This window comes from Undibacterium sp. FW305-107, assembly GCF_058788535.1.
Genome location: NZ_JBYTAV010000009.1, coordinates 48134 through 64344, shown reverse-complemented (window position 1 = coordinate 64344; position 16211 = coordinate 48134). Strand labels below are relative to the sequence as shown.

13 protein-coding genes are annotated in these 16211 nt (G+C 50.9%); 8 read left to right on the top strand and 5 right to left on the bottom strand.

Annotated features, from left to right (window positions below; all coding sequences use genetic code 11):
* The first annotated feature begins 36 nt into the window (after positions 1 to 36).
* On the top strand, positions 37 to 2019 hold the full coding sequence (locus AC3WQT_RS20045; RefSeq protein ID WP_492706397.1) for a S9 family peptidase: 1983 nt from the start codon (positions 37 to 39) through the stop codon (positions 2017 to 2019).
* A 66-nt stretch (positions 2020 to 2085) separates the two neighbouring features.
* Here the strand turns inward: AC3WQT_RS20045 and xerD are convergent, their stop codons facing one another.
* The 3 genes from xerD to AC3WQT_RS20030 all read right to left on the bottom strand — a co-directional run bounded on the left by xerD (position 2086) and on the right by AC3WQT_RS20030 (position 5239).
* Entirely contained in the window at positions 2086 to 3009 is a 924-nt protein-coding gene (gene xerD / locus AC3WQT_RS20040) for a site-specific tyrosine recombinase XerD (RefSeq protein WP_492706395.1), read from the bottom strand.
* Positions 3000 to 3533, bottom strand: a complete 534-nt coding sequence (locus AC3WQT_RS20035; RefSeq protein WP_492706393.1) for a methylated-DNA--[protein]-cysteine S-methyltransferase — start codon at positions 3531 to 3533, stop codon at positions 3000 to 3002. The genes xerD and AC3WQT_RS20035 overlap by 10 nt, the downstream gene beginning before the upstream one ends.
* A gap of 701 nt (positions 3534 to 4234) precedes the next feature.
* Complete coding sequence (locus AC3WQT_RS20030; protein ID WP_492706392.1) at positions 4235 to 5239, bottom strand: TRAP transporter substrate-binding protein; 1005 nt, start codon at positions 5237 to 5239, stop codon at positions 4235 to 4237.
* Between the two features lie 546 nt (positions 5240 to 5785).
* On the opposite strand from AC3WQT_RS20030, the gene AC3WQT_RS20025 reads away from it, so the two are divergent.
* The 5 genes from AC3WQT_RS20025 (at position 5786) to AC3WQT_RS20005 (ending at position 11502) form a co-directional block, all read left to right on the top strand.
* On the top strand, positions 5786 to 6442 hold the full coding sequence (locus AC3WQT_RS20025) for a TRAP transporter small permease (protein WP_492706390.1): 657 nt from the start codon (positions 5786 to 5788) through the stop codon (positions 6440 to 6442).
* Between the two features lie 98 nt (positions 6443 to 6540).
* On the top strand, positions 6541 to 7830 hold the full coding sequence (locus tag AC3WQT_RS20020) for a TRAP transporter large permease (protein ID WP_492706827.1): 1290 nt from the start codon (positions 6541 to 6543) through the stop codon (positions 7828 to 7830).
* Positions 7831 to 7997: 167 nt separating this feature from the next.
* Positions 7998 to 9986 carry a sensor histidine kinase gene (locus AC3WQT_RS20015; RefSeq protein WP_492706388.1) on the top strand — a complete coding sequence of 663 codons (1989 nt, stop codon included), beginning with the start codon at positions 7998 to 8000 and terminating at the stop codon, positions 9984 to 9986.
* A gap of 28 nt (positions 9987 to 10014) precedes the next feature.
* On the top strand, positions 10015 to 10605 hold the full coding sequence (locus AC3WQT_RS20010) for a response regulator transcription factor (protein ID WP_492706386.1): 591 nt from the start codon (positions 10015 to 10017) through the stop codon (positions 10603 to 10605).
* Between the two features lie 6 nt (positions 10606 to 10611).
* Positions 10612 to 11502 carry an AEC family transporter gene (locus AC3WQT_RS20005; protein ID WP_492706385.1) on the top strand — a complete coding sequence of 297 codons (891 nt, stop codon included), beginning with the start codon at positions 10612 to 10614 and terminating at the stop codon, positions 11500 to 11502.
* 331 nt (positions 11503 to 11833) lie between these two features.
* On the opposite strand, the gene queG is transcribed toward AC3WQT_RS20005, so the two are convergent.
* On the bottom strand, positions 11834 to 12916 hold the full coding sequence (gene queG, locus AC3WQT_RS20000) for a tRNA epoxyqueuosine(34) reductase QueG (protein WP_492706383.1): 1083 nt from the start codon (positions 12914 to 12916) through the stop codon (positions 11834 to 11836).
* An 80-nt stretch (positions 12917 to 12996) separates the two neighbouring features.
* Here queG and tsaE point away from each other — a divergent pair, with 80 nt between their 5' ends.
* Positions 12997 to 13482 (top strand): tRNA (adenosine(37)-N6)-threonylcarbamoyltransferase complex ATPase subunit type 1 TsaE, encoded by a 486-nt coding sequence (tsaE, locus tag AC3WQT_RS19995; protein WP_492706381.1) that lies wholly within the window; start codon positions 12997 to 12999, stop codon positions 13480 to 13482.
* Positions 13446 to 14861, top strand: a complete 1416-nt coding sequence (locus AC3WQT_RS19990; protein ID WP_492706379.1) for an N-acetylmuramoyl-L-alanine amidase — start codon at positions 13446 to 13448, stop codon at positions 14859 to 14861. The genes tsaE and AC3WQT_RS19990 overlap by 37 nt, the downstream gene beginning before the upstream one ends.
* A 16-nt stretch (positions 14862 to 14877) precedes the next feature.
* Here the strand turns inward: AC3WQT_RS19990 and AC3WQT_RS19985 are convergent, their stop codons facing one another.
* Positions 14878 to 16203 carry an aminotransferase-like domain-containing protein gene (locus AC3WQT_RS19985; RefSeq protein WP_492706377.1) on the bottom strand — a complete coding sequence of 442 codons (1326 nt, stop codon included), beginning with the start codon at positions 16201 to 16203 and terminating at the stop codon, positions 14878 to 14880.
* Positions 16204 to 16211: the final 8 nt, after the last annotated feature.

The following is a 16211-nucleotide window of genomic DNA, read 5'->3' as shown; positions in this document are numbered from 1 at the left end:
TCTTATTTTTCAAAATTGAACTGCATAGGAAAAAGAATGAAACAACTGCTCAATACCATGTGCAGGCAACTCTCTGCTTGCGCATTTATCGCTTTCAGTCTGACGGCAGCAGTTCATGCCCAGACGCCAGCACAAGAAAAAATCCCGGTTGAAAATTTCTTCAAAATTTCTCACATTGAAAAAGTACAGCTGTCGCCAGATGGTAAATCAATCGCCATGCTGGCATTGAATAGCAACGATCGGTTTGTATTGTCAGTTCTCGATGCGGCCACCCTGACGCCCAAAGTTATTGCCGGCTATGACAAAACAGATGTTGTTTCTTTTAATTGGGTCAGTAGCCAAAGGCTGGTTTTCAGCATCGGCGATGTTCGCGCACTGATTGGTGAGGGTCGCGGTGGTAGCGGGACATTTGCCATCAATAAAGATGGTACTGAAATTCGTCAGTTGATAGGTAGCGTGGGTGGGGAAAAAACACGGGTACTCAACGGCCTGCATGAACTTCATTCCACCGTCGGTTCAAACGAAGAAAACGATATATATGTAACTCGTCAAACGGGTAATCGTAAAAATCGCAGCGCAGCGTTGCTTAAACTGAATACAGTGACAGGACAGAACGAAACCATTCTTGCGCCAGTCAACTCAGTAGGTTTCATGCTCGATAAATCTGGTCAGCTTCGGATTGCAACTACCCAAGTAGATAATATGACCGGTATTGAATATAAGGATCCAAAAACCCAGCAATGGCGCAATCTGATTACGTTTGACAATATCAAGGAAGATGGTTTCGCGCCTGCATTTATTGCACCGGATGGCCAGCTCTATGTCAGGGCTCACAAGGGACAGGACACAACTTCCATTTATCGCTATGACCTGGAAAAAAATAAAATCGACGATATACCCATTGTATCGACCAAAGGATTTGATTTCGCTGGCAGGTTTATCTTCAACAATAAGCAAAACAAACTCTTGGGTATCAGCTATGAAAGTGATGCTGCGGGCGTATTGTGGCTTGATGAAAAATGGAAATCTTATCAAGCGAAAATTGATAAAGCATTGCCAAACACAGTCAACAGTTTGTCCGGTGGTACTAACGCTGAAAATGATTTAATTGTCGTACATTCATTTTCAGACGTTCACCCTGGTTCATATCTGATCTACAACACAAAAACTGAACAATTTACGGCCATTGGTGACAGCAAACCAGAAATTGATTCCAAGAAGATGTCGTACAAAGACTTTGTCAGAGTCAAGGCTCGCGATGGTTTGGAAATTCCGGCCTATATCACCATTCCGCGAAATAGCACTGGCAAGAATCTGCCAATGGTAGTCATGGTACATGGTGGTCCATATGTGCGTGGCGGGCATTGGGATTGGAACCGGGAAACACAATTCCTGGCTTCACGTGGTTATATCGTCATAGAGCCAGATTTCCGTGGCAGCGAAGGTTATGGCAAGACATTGAACAGAGCTGGCTGGAAACAATGGGGTCTTTCCATGCAGGACGACGTTACTGATGTCACGAAATGGGCAGTTGAAAAGGGCTATGCCGATCCAAAGCGTATCTGTATCGCCGGCGCCAGCTATGGCGGTTATGCGGTATTGATGGGGTTGATCAAAGAACCAGACCTGTACCGCTGCGGTATCAGTTGGGTCGGTGTTACCGACATCAACCTGCTCTATGATGTAAGCTGGAGTGATCAAGCTGGCAGTACCTGGCAACGCTACGGTATGCCTATCCTCATCGGTGACCAGGAAAAAGATGCGGCACAATTAAAAGCTACTTCGCCAGTAGAGCAGGCAAGTCGCCTGACCAAGCCTTTAATTCTGGCATATGGCATAGAAGACCGCCGTGTCCCGTTGGTACATGGTGAGCGTTTCAAAAAAGCGGTGCCAACTACTACCAAAGTGGAATGGATCACTTATACAGGTGAAGGCCATGGCTGGCGTCAGCCTCAAAACAATGTCGATTTCTGGAACAGGGTAGAAAAATTCCTGGAAGAAAATACGGCAGTAAAATAAATCCATACGCTTCAATTAAAAATCCACGCTGATTTGCGTGGATTTTTTTATCCGCGATCAAGTAAATCAACCGCGTGGATGATGCAAGGCATGCAGCTTTTTTAAACGCTCACGTGCCACATGTGTATAAATTTGGGTCGTTGAAATATCTGCATGGCCAAGCAATAACTGCACGACCCGCAAATCGGCACCATGATTCAAGAGATGCGTGGCAAAGGCATGACGCAAAGTATGGGGTGACAAATGAGTAGTGATATTTGCCTGCGTCGCGTATTTTTTTATAAGTATCCAGAACATCTGCCTGGTCATGGCGCCGCCGCGTGCAGTGACGAACAGGGCATCATCAATCTGCCCATTCAGGATAGCTGGCCGCCCTTCGCGCAGATAGCGCTCCAGCCATGCACGTGCCACTTCACCAAAGGGGACCAGCCTGGTTTTGTCGCCTTTGCCAGTGATACGCAGGACGCCTTCATTCAAACCGACTTCTATCGAGCGCAAACCTACCAGTTCGCTGACACGCAAGCCACAGGCGTACAATAATTCCAGCATGGTCTTATCGCGCAAGCCATGCGGATTTGTGTCATCCGGGGCCTGCAGCAGGGCGACGACCTGCGCTTCGCTCAGGGTTTTCGGTAAACGCTGCCCCTGTTTGGCTGAGCGCAATTTGGTGCAGGGATTTTCACTGATCAAATTTTGACGGAACGCCAGCAAATAAAAGCGTTTGAGTACACTCATGCGCCGGTTGGCAGAACTGGCTTTGGATGTTCCATGTTTGACCGCAATATAATTGCCTATGTCAGCATGATTGACTTCATACAAATGTTTGCTTTGTTCTTTATGCAAATGTTCAGCAAATAAACGCATGTCACGGCGATAAGCTTCTATGGTGTTTTTTGCAAGGCCATCCTCCAGCCACAGTGCATCACAAAACTGGTCGATTTGCGCTGTTAATTTTTCAGGCAAGACTACAGGTAGCTGCTTTACTTCCACAATGCTTCCTGGGTAAAACCTGGCACACCTTCATGGGTCAACAACCAGCGCTTCACGCCAAGGTGGAACCCTGTTTCATCATCATGATGAGCAAAACCACCCAGGCCACCAGCTGCAGTGACACGATGACATGGGATCACCAATGGGTACCAGTTGGCACCACAAGCCTGGCCAACTGCACGCGGTGCAGAGCGTATGTATTTGGCAATTTGGCCGTAGGTCAGCACCTGACCACGCGGTATGGAAGATATGGCCTGCCAGACCTTACTCTGAAACAAAGTACCCGCCTCTTTCAAAGGCAGGTCAAATTGAAAGTCCGGGTTTTGCAAATAGGCAGATATCTGTTTGGCAGCTTTTTCAGCCACTTTGTCAGTGGGCGCCTTTTCCTGGAAGCGTGGTGGCAGATAGACCAGCTCGCTTACCTTCTGGTCTTCACAGCGTATGCCGACGGCACCAAAAGGTGCTTCGACGATGGCGGAAAAAAAACCTGCTTCCTTGGATTCTTTAGATTCTTTGTTCAACATGATTTCCTTTTTGACAAAAGAAAAAAGGCGCATCATACGATGCGCCCTTAAAACATCTTTCGCGTTTTCGGCTGTTTAGCGTATGCGATTTTTTTAAATTTATCACATCCGCTCAGCTTGTAGTAAAAACGCGCGTCTCCTCAGTGTGTACGGTATTGTTACCGTTATTTTGCACTACCGCCTTTTAAACCTGTGTGCCTTTTTCTTCTTGTTTTTGTCTTGCAGAATTCTGAACTGCCGTGAATATAGCATGACAAGTTTTGGCTTTCAAAATAAAAATGATACAAAACAGTGCATTGTTGCAGATATGTGAAAATCGATCATAAACCTAAAAAATGTGCTAGGCAACACCAATTTAAATTCTGCCAAAATAAAAAATGCCGTATTTCCTTGCGGGAAACACAGCAATTTCTTTTAAACTTTGGTCAGTTTACTTTGTTTAACTTATTTACAAAGCAAATTTGACAAGCCTGTGATAACAGGCACTGCGTAAGCAATAAGCAAAAGCCCCAACACCTTCGTCGCGAAGCATGGCAAAACGGCTACGGTTGCACAGTTTATTCACCAATTTGGGGACTCTGAAAAATGGCTGCCTGGGCCTTACATAAAGCCTGCCTGCTACCAGAGCACCTCTATTTGCAAGCTTGAAAATAAAAAAACCACCATGACAAAGTCATGATGGTTTTTGATTACTCAGAAAATTATTTGAAACCCAGTTTGACGGCTTCTTTGTTGACGTTGGCAATCAGGTCTTTACCTATACGTCCTTCCATTTCTTTTTGTACAGGTAACAAGGCCTTGCGCCATTCAGCTTTTTCTTTGTCGGTCAGCACATAGACCGCCGTTTTTCCAGATTTCTTAACTGCTTCCAGTGCGTTGTCATTTTCTTGCTGGGCAATCGCGTTCGCATACTTGGTTGACGATTTCATCGCTTCATCCAACTGTGCACGTATATCTGCTGGCAAACCATCCCAGAATTTTTTATTGACGATGACTGCATAACCAAGATAACCGTGATTTGTTACCGTGACATGCTTTTGCACTTCATGCATTTTTTGCGTATACAGATTGGATGGCGGATTTTCTGTGCCATCAACAACGCCCGTTTGCAAGGCTTGATAAACTTCAGAGAATGCCAGCACCTGAGGATTGGCACCCAGAGCGCGCATTTGTGCATCCAGTACCTTGGATGATTGTATACGCAGCTTTTGTCCCTTCATATCCGCAGGCAAATGCATGGGTTTGTTGGCGGACATGACCTTGAAGCCATTGTCCCAAAAGCCCAGGCCGATGATGCCCTTGGGCTCCAGCTTCTTCATGAGGTCTTTGCCGATTGGGCCTTCGGTCACTGCGTACAGCACATCTTTGGAAGGGAAAATATACGGCAGGTCAAAAACTTCAAATTCTTTCACGCCCAGCGGGCCAAATTTGGCCAGGGAAGGTGCCAGCATTTGCACAGCACCCAATTGCAGTGCTTCCAGTTCTTCTTTATCTTTGTACAGGGTGCTGTTGGCATAAACTTCAACCTTGACGCGCCCCTTGGTGGCTTTTTCAGCCAATTCCTTGAAGCGCTCGGCAGCTTTGCCTTTAGGCGTATCGTTGGAAACCACATGACTGAATTTAATGACGATAGGTGCTTGCGCAAATGCAGCACCACTCACGAGGGAAGCGGTCAACAGGGAAAACAGCACTGACTTCAGTTTCATATTTGTCTCCAGACGTTTTTATGGATTGTTGCACTGATTATTGCAAGGTAAGCATTATCTGCCAACTGTGGAAAACCACAAGTCTGGCCATGGCAGCACAGAAATGACATTGCCCCAGCCATTTGATCGAAAAATTATTATACTTATACCTATTCCATGCATGAAATATGGCATTGAAAAACCATCATAGCTTTATCAAAGTTCGCCAGCTTTGTTTTTTGCAAAAGTATACTGTATGACACAATGTGGAAAACCACAGTTGTGGCAGCTGCATTGCTACTTGAAAATGGGAAGCAAAATAAAAATTAATTCTTACAATACGGGGACCTTATGAAGCAAAAATCCACATTGCTTAGCTGAAGCCCGCCAGTCGTCCTGACTTGCGGTAGCGATACGGAATGCAAAATTGTAGCTTGTGACGATAGCAGCAGATCGCTCCACAATGCGCTACAAATATTATCTACCCGGATCGGCACCAAGGCATATTTAAACAAAATACTGCCTGTCTTTTCACAATCGCGTTATTTTTTCCAAAGGGATCCTGCCATGAAATTTCTCGATCATCTGGAAGAGTGGATTATCGCTGCCCTTATGGGCGGTGCAACGTTCATCATCTTCGTCTCTGTTCTTCATCGTTACGGTACTGGCTTCAGTATTCCAGTGGTACAGGATTGGCTACTGTCCCTGCACTTCAGCTGGGCGCAAGAGCTTTGCATCATCATGTTCGTCTGGATGGCCAAGTTTGGTGCCGCCTATGGCGTAAGAGCCGGTGTGCATGTGGGCGTTGACGTGCTGGTAACCCGCCTGCCTGCAGAATGGCGCAATGCGACTGTATATACAGCACTGGTCTGCGGCATGATCTTTACCGGTATCATCGGCACACTGGGCCTGACTTTTGTATGGGAGAACGGCATGCATTATGCAGTTTTCAAGACACTGGGCCTCTCCATTACTGAACTGACTGAAGGCCCGACCACACCAGATCTGGAATGGCCAACCTGGATAGTCTATTCCGCAGTCTGGATGGGTTCTTATCTGATGTGCTTCCGCTTTATTCAGGTCGCACTTATCTTTTATCGTACTGGTGATTTGCCTGTGCATGACCATGCCCATGTAGAAGGTTTGAGTGAAGAAGAAAGCGCCATTCAATTACAACCTGCAACGGCTACAGCAGCCGCAACAGCAACTAAAGGAGGTGTGTAATGAGTGCCGCCATTGATACACTGGGCATCAAACAGATGTCAAAACAACGTGCCACCATCGTCTTGTGTGGCATAGCCCTGGCACTCGGTGCCATGTGCATGTTCGGTAAAATCGGTATCGTGTTTGCCCTGCTGATTGCCCTGATGCTGACCGGCATCCCGGTCTCTATTGCCCTGGGTCTGACAGTATTGATGTTCATGTACCTGCTCACCCAGGTGCCGATTGAGGCGGTGGCCCTGAAACTGTTCACCGGTATAGAAAAGTTTGAGATCATGGCGATCCCTTTCTTTATCCTGGCCGGTAATTTCCTGACGCATGGCGGCGTTGCCAAGCGCATGATCAATTTTGCAACCAGTATGGTCGGCCACTGGCATGGTGGTCTGGCGCTGGCAGGTATCATTTCCTGCGCCATGTTTGCGCTGGTATGCGGTTCCAGCGTGGCGACTGTGGTGGCGATTGGTTCCATCATCCTGCCAGCCATGGTCAAACAGGGCTATCCCAAGCAGTTTGGCGCAGGTGTCATCATCACTGCCGGTTCCCTTGGTATCCTGATGCTGCCATCGATTCCCAAGGTAATTTATGCAATTTCTACCAATACCTCTATCGGTGCCTTGTTCGTAGCGGGTCTGTTCCCGGGCATGCTGCTGACGGCCATGCTGTGCGCCACTACCTGGTATCTGGCCAGGAAGCATGGCTACCCACGCATGAAGAGAGCGACCTGGGGTGAGCGCTGGAAGGCATTCCGTGAAAGTATCTGGGGCCTGATGCTGGTCGTGATCATCATCGGTGGTATCTATAGCGGTATCTTCACCGCTACCGAAGCCGCCGCCATGAGCGCCGTGTACGCTTTCTTTATCTCAGTCTTCGTGTACAAGGACATGAAAATAGCGAACACGCCCAAAGTGCTGGTTAACTCAGCTGCGCTGTCGGCCATGCTGCTGTACATCATCACCAATGCGGTCCTGTTCTCCTTCCTGATGGCGCATGAGAATATTCCTCAACTCATGGCTGACTGGATCCTGGGCAAAGAACTGGGCCAGGCTGGCTTCCTGTTCTTCACCAATATCCTGCTGCTGCTGGCTGGCAATGTCATGGAACCATCCTCGATTATCCTGGTGATGGCACCTATCCTGCATCCTGCAGCCATACGCCTGGGTATTGATTCAGTTCACTTTGGTATCCTGATTGATGCCAATATGGAAGTCGGGCTCTGTCACCCACCGGTAGGCTTGAACCTGTATGTGGCCAGTGGCATTTCAAAAATGAGTATTACCGAGCTGACTGTTGCGGTCATGCCCTGGTTGTGCACTATGCTGGTCTTCCTCGTCATTGTCACGTATTGGCCGGGGCTCTCCTTATGGCTGCCACGGGCCATGGGAATGATGTAAGCAAATAAACGAAGTAAAGGGCCAGAAATGCACATATTTCTGGCCCTTTGACTTTCCAACCTCAACTATCACTCTTTGTAAGTGATCTCATGATCTGAAACAACAAGCCTTAAACATGCATCAATTAACCCTGTCAGCAATTACCTGGCTGCGATAAACTCGTTTTTATGAAAAGTCGCCACCGTTCCCAATCCTGGCCCAATCAAAAATGGCGTTGGATTATTCCTATTTTGCTGTTGCTGTTATTTTTGTCCACGCTGATCTGGTTACCGTGGCAGGCGCAACGCATGGAAGCCAATGAGCGTCAGGAACAACTGATCGCTGATTCGCTGTGGGTGGAACAGGCCATACAATTCCAGCTTAACCGCAATGACGAAGTCTTGCGCCAGATAGGCAATGAAATCAAATCGTCCAAACTGCAAAAAGATGCAGTGCTAGAGCGCTTCCGTACCATACTCAAGAATAACCGCGAAATCCAGCGCATAGCCTGGTACGACGCCAATAATAAAATACTGGTCGATACCCGCGAAGTCATTCCAGCAAATAATGACAGGCTGCCCCTGCCCCATTTTGAATTTGGTGAACTCGATGTCAGTGAGGAAACCATCTGCCGCAAGCCTGTGCTGGAAATCAATGCCAAGAATGCCTATCTCATGCATTGCCAGATCCCCCTGATCAAGGACGATCGCAGGATAGGCAGCATGATGATCAGTTATCGCATGAATGCCATCCTGGAAGAACTAGTGCCCTGGTGGTTTGCCCAGGACAACCAGATCACCATCACTGATATCGACGACCGCATCCTGGCGGAACGCAGTGCCGGTGGCAGCGGTAAAAACGTCTACACCCATAGCCGTGCCTGGGAATTGCCCAGCCTGAGCCTGGTATTGCGTACCAATAGCATCAAGACTGAACCCAAGCTCTTGTCGAACCTGCTGGTGCTGTCGGTCATTTTGCTATCGATAGGCCTGATCTGGAGCCTGCTGGCCCTGTGGCGCGATATCAACCGGCGGCTGGCGGCTGAAGGTGCATTACGCAAGCAAGTCACCTTCCGTACCGCCATGGAAAATTCCCTGGTCACCGGTTTGCGGGCCCGCGATATGGAAGGCCGCCTGACTTATGTGAATCCGGCTTTTTGCCGCATGGTGGGTTTCCCGGCAGAAGAAATCATAGGGCGCATGCCGCCCATGCCTTACTGGGCACCGGAAGCCATAGAAGAATACCAGCAGCGCTTTACCCAATTATTGGCTGGCACAGTGCCGTCAGAAGGTTTCGAAACTACGTACCAGCATGCCAGCGGCGAGCGTATTCCGGTACTGATCTATGAATCTGCACTGATTGATGAGCAGGGCAAGCAGGCGGGCTGGATGAGTTCTATCCTCGATATTTCTGAACTCAGACGGGCGCAGGAACTGACCCGACAACAGGAAGAGAAACTGCATACCAGCGCCAAACTGGCCACCATGGGCGAGATTGCATCGATGCTGGCGCATGAACTGAACCAGCCACTGGCAGCGATTTCCAGTTACACCACTGGCGCGGTCAATCTCTTGCAGGCTGGCATGATAGACCGTAGCCTGTTTCAGAGTGCGCTGGAAAAAGTTAATGCCCAGGCCCAGCGCGCAGGCCAGATCATACGCAGCGTGCATGAATTCGTAAAAAAACGCGAAGCCGCCCGCGAGCCCCTGCAAATTGCCGACCTGGTACAGAGCGCCATGCCGCTGGTGGAATTACAGGCGCAGGCCAGCCATGTCGCCCTGCAATGGAAGGTAAGGCCCAAGCTGCCATTGGTACTGGCTGACCGTGTCCTGCTGGAACAAGTGCTGCTGAACCTGACCAGGAATGGCATAGAAGCCATGCAAACCACCGCACCAGAAAAACGCATATTGCGGGTGGAGGCGGCGCTGGATGAAAGCAGCCAGCAAGTTATCGTCAGCGTAACCGACAGAGGGCACGGCATACCGGCTGAAGTGGCAGAAAAACTGTTTTCACCGTTTTTCACCACCAAATCTGCCGGCATGGGCATGGGCCTGAATATCTGCCGCACCGCGATCGAATTCCATGGCGGCAAGCTCTCACATCATGAAAATCCAGCCGGTGGTACTATTTTCCAATTCGCTTTGCCAATCCAAGACTATCCGAGCGCAGCAACATGAGTGCGCCAAACAATAAACAGGAGATCACATGTTACATATCATTGATGATGAAGAGGTCATACGCGACTCTTTATCCTGGCTGGCCAGGTCCAGGCAAATTGCCGCGCACAGCTACGAAAGCGCAGAAAAATTCCTGACCGCACTCGACAAGCCCCTGATCTTTGACACCCAGGGCGATTGCATCCTGCTGGACGTGCGCATGCCCGGCCTGACTGGTATCAATCTGTTTGAGATGCTGGCAGCCAGACAATTGACCAAACGCCTGCCCGTCATATTTCTGACCGGCCATGGCGACGTACCTATGGCAGTAGATACCCTCAAACGTGGTGCCTTTGACTTTTTTGAAAAGCCCTTCAATGACAACAAACTCATGGACAGAGTGCAAGAAGCCCTGGCCATCTCGCGCCAGGCAGGTTCAGCCGCACTGGTGCACGACCGCCTGGCCAGCCTGTCGGCCAGGGAAAAAGAAGTGCTTGACCTGATCTTGCTGGGCAAAATGAACAAGGTCATCGCTGATCAGTTAGGCATCAGCATGCGTACTGTAGAAGTACACCGCGCCCATATTTTTGACAAGATGCAGGTCAAGACTGCAGTAGAACTGGCGGGATTGCTGAAATAAAGAACGATGTCGATTTTCACCCTGCTCTTCCCCGACTTCAGTCTGATACTCATCGGTTTTCTGTTGGCGCGTCATGCGCACTGGGGCGGGCATTTCTGGGCCGGGGTGGAAAAAATCGTCTACTTCATCATGTTCCCCGCCCTGCTGTTTTATACGACATCACGCACCCGCTTTGATTTTCATTCAACGGGTCATTTGCTACAGGTCGCCTTGATCACCACGGCTTGCGGCATGTTGCTGGGCTGGCTGGCCAAATTCATGTTCAAGACAGCGCCCAGGATATTTGAATCCGGTGTGCAAACAGCATTTCGCTTTAATTCCTATATCGCCCTGGCAATCGCCTCGCGCCTCGCGGGTGAAGAAGGGACAGCATTGATGGCCTTGCTGATTGGTTTCCTCGTACCACTCTGTAATATGGGCGCCGTGTATGCCCTCGCCCACAACAGCGGCAGGCTCATGAAAGAAATCGCAAGCAACCCGCTTGTTGTCGGCACCGCCAGCGGCGTGCTGTTCAGCGTGCTCGAAATCCCCATGCCCGAAGGTATAGCCGCCACCCTGTCGCGCCTTGGCAATGCCTCGATTGCGTTGGGTCTGCTGGCAGTTGGCGCAGGCATGCGTCTGTCCGGCCTGCGTGAAGCCAAGGGCATCGCTGCCTACTTCTTATCGGTGAAGCTGCTGGCCCTTCCCCTAATCGCCCTGTTTTTGGGGCGTTGGTTGGAACTACCACCACTGCAATTACAAATCGCCGTGGTCTTCTGCGCACTGCCTACGGCATCCAGTGCCTATGTACTGGCAGCGCGCATGGGTGGGAACGGGCCGTTTGTAGCGTTTTTGATTTCGGCCAGTACGGTGTTGTCAGTGCTGACTTTGCCGGTGTGGTTGAGTTTGGTGAGGTGATCGTCAAGGAAAAATTAAAGCAGCAATATACCGAGCGGCCGCATTGACGTTGCTGTTGACTTTGGGGTTGTTTTTGACTCTGTTGCTGTTTTTGACTTGCAGCAAAGGGGACCCCGGAGGGGCAGCGACGCCTCGGTCGCCTTTTCTTTGGATACTTTATTTTGGCGAAGCAAAAGAAAGTATCTCGATTGCCGGGTCGAGACCCGGCTTGTGTCCACGAAGGACAATCGTTTTACACGCGACAAAAGTACACAACAAACGCCACTGGGCTCCTGCCTTCGCAGGAGCGACGAAATTACCATTACGGTTTATTAGCTCTGGATACGATGGACTAACTATCTACTCTATGCCGCTCCAAAGCCCACACCACATGCTCCCTCACCATCTCTGAAGGATGAGTCAAGCGTGCCTGCAAGGCCGCAACGATTTCAACATTCCCCGGCATACTAACCGCTGCATTCCCCAAGCCAACCGCAATATTACGCAACCAGCGTTCATGTCCAATGCGCCGTATCGGGCTCCCCTCCAGCATGCGCAGGAATTGTTCTTCCGTCCAGGCAAACAAGTGCACCATGCGGGCATTGTCGAGGCCATTGCGGACAGAGAAATCGTCAACGGCGGCAGCCTGGGCAAATTTATTCCAGGGACACACCAACTGGCAATCATCGCAGCCATAGACGCGGTTGCCGATCAAGGGGCGCAATTCCACTGGTATGCTGCCGTGCAACTCTATGGTCAGGTAAGACACGCACAAGCGCGCATCAACGGTATAAGGCGCAACGATGGCCTTGGTCGGGCAGACATCCATACAGGCGCTACACTGGCCGCAATGCTCGCCTACCGGCTCATCGACAGGCAAGGGAATGTCAATCAGGATTTCCCCCAGAAAGAACATGGAACCAGCTTCGCGGCTGAGTAACAGACTATGTTTTCCGCGCCAGCCCAAGCCAGCCTTAGTTGCCAGCGCCACTTCCATAACGGGGGCAGAATCGGTAAAGACCCTGTAACCGAAGGGGCCTATGGCTTTTTCTATGCGTTCAGCCAGTTGCTGCAGACGGGTGCGCAAGACTTTGTGGTAGTCGCGGCCACGCGCATACAGTGAAATCACGGCCTTGTCTGCCGCCTGCCCCTGCTCTTCAGCGCGCCAGCTTTCTGTCTTGGGCAAATAATTCATGCGGGCAGAAATCACCCTGACCGTGCCTGGTACCAGCTCTGCCGGACGGGTGCGTTTAGTCCCATGACTTGCCATATAGGCCATTTCACCATGGTAGCCCGCATCCAGCCAGGCCTGGAAGCTGCCTTCTATATGCGACAGATCGACATCACCTATGCGCAGCTCGGCAAAGCCCAGCTCCTTGCCCCACAGGCGTATTTGCCCGGCCAGGTCGGCGAGGGCTGTGCTGTCCAGACTCACGCGCCCGCCCCTCTGTAGTACACAGATTGAGGGTGTTGTGCTATGTTAGGCAGATTCATGAATAGGAAACTTTGCAGGAAATGTCACATTATAAGACCACACTCGCCGATGAAGCAGCGACCCAGGCACTGGGTAAATGCCTGGCGCATGCGCTGACACCGGGCATGAGCATCTTTTTGCATGGCGACCTGGGTGCAGGCAAGACTGCCCTGACCCGCGCCATGATCCATGCAGCTGGCCACAATGGCAACGTCAAAAGCCCGACTTATACCCTGGCCGAACCTTACCAGGTCACACTCAAGGGCCAGGCTGTCACCATCATGCATTTTGACCTGTATCGCATGATCAGTGCAGATGAATTTGCCGAAGCAGGCTTCCGGGAAGAGTTTAATGACAGCAATATTTGCGTCGTTGAATGGCCAGAAAAAGCCGATGGCGTACTGCCAGAACCCGATTTGAATGTATTTTTGCGCGTCGCCGGTAACGGTCGTGAGGTAGAATTGCACGCGTTGTCTGCTAAAGGTATCGCATGTCTCGCATCACTCAAGTTCGCCCCGAATCTGTAAGCCCTGAAAGTACGTCTGGTACTGATACAGTGCGCTCCCAAAAACGCCGCGTCCTGCTCAAGGCAGGCGGTACTCTGCTGCTCTCTGTCCTGGCACCTGCTGCCAATGCGGCGCAGATACTGGCCGTGCGTGTCTGGCCGGCAGAAGACTATACCCGCGTCACGCTGGAAAATGACAGCGAGCTGAAAACCAATCATTTCGTGCTGAAAGACCCGTATCGCCTGTTTGTCGATATCGAAGGCCTGGAGCTGAATGCCAAACTCAAGGAGCTGGTCGCCAAGATCAAGTCGAATGACCCCTATATCAAGCAAGTGCGCGTAGGCCAGAACCGCCCCAACGTCGTGCGCCTGGTGTTCGACCTCAAAGAAGAAGTCAGCCCGCAGGTATTTACCCTGCCACCGGTGGGTAATTACAAGCACAGGCTGGTATTCGATCTTTACCCGTCCAACCCTACTGACCCTTTGGCGGCATTGATAGAAAAAGGGGAATGGAACAAGGAACCCGGTGCCATCAACCAGGCTCCGGTGGCGACCGCCAACCCGGCAGATATATTGGCGGGCAAGAGTGAGCCCAAAGTTGAACCAAAGCCAGAAGTCAAACTTGATCCACAACCAGAAATCAAACCCGGTGCGCCAGCCATAGAAAAGCAGGAAAAACCGGTACAACTGACACGTATGATCACCATCGCCATTGACCCCGGTCATGGTGGGGAAGATCCCGGCGCCATAGGCCGTGGCGGCAGCCGTGAAAAAGACGTGGTGCTGGCGATTGCCAAACGCCTCAAGGCCAAGATAGAGCAACACCCGAATATGCGTGTCATGCTGACACGTGACTCTGATTATTTTGTGCCACTGAACGTCAGGGTACAAAAAGCCCGCGCCGTGCAGGCAGATTTGTTCATGTCAGTGCATGCAGATGCCTTTGTTAATTCCAGCGCACGTGGTTCTTCCGTATTTGTCTTGTCAGAAAAAGGCGCAAGCTCGACTGCTGCCCGCTGGCTGGCAGATAAAGAAAATGCCGCCGACCTGATCGGTGGCGTCAACATCAAGACCCACGACAAACAACTTGCCAGCGTCTTGCTCGATTTATCGACAACGGCACAAATCAATGACAGCCTGAAGCTGGGCAAGGTCGTACTCAGTGAGATCAGCGGTATCAACAGGCTGCACAAGGGTTCGGTTGAACAGGCTGGCTTTGCGGTATTGAAAGCCCCTGATATCCCCAGCATCCTGATAGAAACCGCCTTCATTTCCAACCCGGAAGAAGAAGCCAAGCTGACCGACAATGCCTACCAGGATCAACTGGCAGATGCCGTCATGAAGGGCATCAAGAAATATTTTTCCAAGAACCCGCCACTGGCAAAAAACCGCATGACCTGATGTGTTGTGCAGGTACTTAATAACTGCAAAGCTTTTGTACCTTATGCAGCGCATTTTCCAGCGCATCCAGCGGTATGGAACCCAGTGCCAGGCGCAAGGCTTGCGGCGCATTGGCTCCAGCAGAAAAAGCATCTGCCGTGCTGACCATGACGCCTTGCTTCGCCAGTTCTACGGTAACTTGGTCAGCACGCACGCCTTCACCCAGACTCAGCCATAAATAATATGACGAAGGATGCGACCTGACATCGCAGCCCTGCAAAACTGTGCGTGCCAGGCGTTGACGCTGTCTGGCATCCTTGCGCTTTCTTATTTCCAGTTCATCGACTGCACCTGTTTCTATCCACAGGCAGGCCAGTGCGATCATCAATGATGGCGTGTTGCCTGAGGTGACGCGGATGGCAGTTTCCAGTGCAGGTATCAATGCTGACGGTGCGGCCAGCATACCTATGCGCAAACCCGATGCCACGCTTTTTGACAGGCCAGAAATATACACGGTCTGCTCAGGCGCATAAGTGAAAACAGGTTTGGGTGCAGGCTCTGCCAGGAAGGCATATGCCCCATCTTCTATGATCAAAAATTGATACTTTTGCGCCAGTTGCGCAAGTTGCTTGCGTTCCGCATCTGTCATCACCGTGCCCATGGGATTGTGCATGGTGGGCATGACATACACGGCACGCACTGGCCGTCGTTTGCACAGCGCAGTCAGGGCTGGCAAGTTCAATTTGCCCTCTGCCAGCGGCAAGGCTTCTACATCCAGCCGTGCAGATTGCGCCAGGGTTTTCATGCCGGGGAAAGTCAGCGCATCCATGACCAGAATATCTCCCGGTGCCAGCAAGGCCTGCACAGTCACCGCCAGCGCCTGCTGTGCACCGTTGACGATGAGTACCTGCTCTGCAGGTAAACGCAAACCGCGGTTGCGTAAATGGCGGGCGATGATCTGTCTTTCATGCGGGCGGCCACCTTGGGGCGCAGCATGCAGCAAGGCATCCAGGTCACCTGAGCTAGCGATTGCGCGCAAGCCTTCGCGCAGCATTTCATCTTGCCCTGGCAAACACGGGTAATTAAAGATCAAATCCACCGCACCAGATTGCAAGGTCTGCTGTTCCAGTCCCAGTCCACGCGGCAAACTGGTATCGCGCACAAAAGTCCCCCGTCCCATTTCACAGGCAACCAGACCATGCGTCTCCAGTTCAGTGTAGACACGTGACGCCGTTGCCAGCGCAATGCCATGCTCCTGCATGAGCTTGCGCAGGGTCGGCAACTGCGTGCCGGGGCGCAATTTGCCGCTGCGTATGCGGGCAGCATAATCATCAACGATGGATTTGTAGCGAGCCAGGGCCATAAGACAGG

What these genes read in the sequence shown, in the direction of transcription:
- AC3WQT_RS20045 (WP_492706397.1), top strand. Translation starts at nt 37, where the DNA reads ATGAAACAACTGCTCAATACCATGTGCAGGCAACTCTCTGCTTGCGCA.
- AC3WQT_RS20035 (WP_492706393.1), bottom strand. Translation starts at nt 3,533, where the DNA reads ATGTTGAACAAAGAATCTAAAGAATCCAAGGAAGCAGGTTTTTTTTCC.
- AC3WQT_RS20030 (WP_492706392.1), bottom strand. Translation starts at nt 5,239, where the DNA reads ATGAAACTGAAGTCAGTGCTGTTTTCCCTGTTGACCGCTTCCCTCGTG.
- AC3WQT_RS20025 (WP_492706390.1), top strand. Translation starts at nt 5,786, where the DNA reads ATGAAATTTCTCGATCATCTGGAAGAGTGGATTATCGCTGCCCTTATG.
- AC3WQT_RS20020 (WP_492706827.1), top strand. Translation starts at nt 6,541, where the DNA reads ATGTTCGGTAAAATCGGTATCGTGTTTGCCCTGCTGATTGCCCTGATG.
- AC3WQT_RS20015 (WP_492706388.1), top strand. Translation starts at nt 7,998, where the DNA reads ATGAAAAGTCGCCACCGTTCCCAATCCTGGCCCAATCAAAAATGGCGT.
- AC3WQT_RS20010 (WP_492706386.1), top strand. Translation starts at nt 10,015, where the DNA reads ATGTTACATATCATTGATGATGAAGAGGTCATACGCGACTCTTTATCC.
- AC3WQT_RS20005 (WP_492706385.1), top strand. Translation starts at nt 10,612, where the DNA reads ATGTCGATTTTCACCCTGCTCTTCCCCGACTTCAGTCTGATACTCATC.
- tsaE (WP_492706381.1), top strand. Translation starts at nt 12,997, where the DNA reads ATGTCACATTATAAGACCACACTCGCCGATGAAGCAGCGACCCAGGCA.
- AC3WQT_RS19990 (WP_492706379.1), top strand. Translation starts at nt 13,446, where the DNA reads ATGTCTCGCATCACTCAAGTTCGCCCCGAATCTGTAAGCCCTGAAAGT.
- AC3WQT_RS19985 (WP_492706377.1), bottom strand. Translation starts at nt 16,203, where the DNA reads ATGGCCCTGGCTCGCTACAAATCCATCGTTGATGATTATGCTGCCCGC.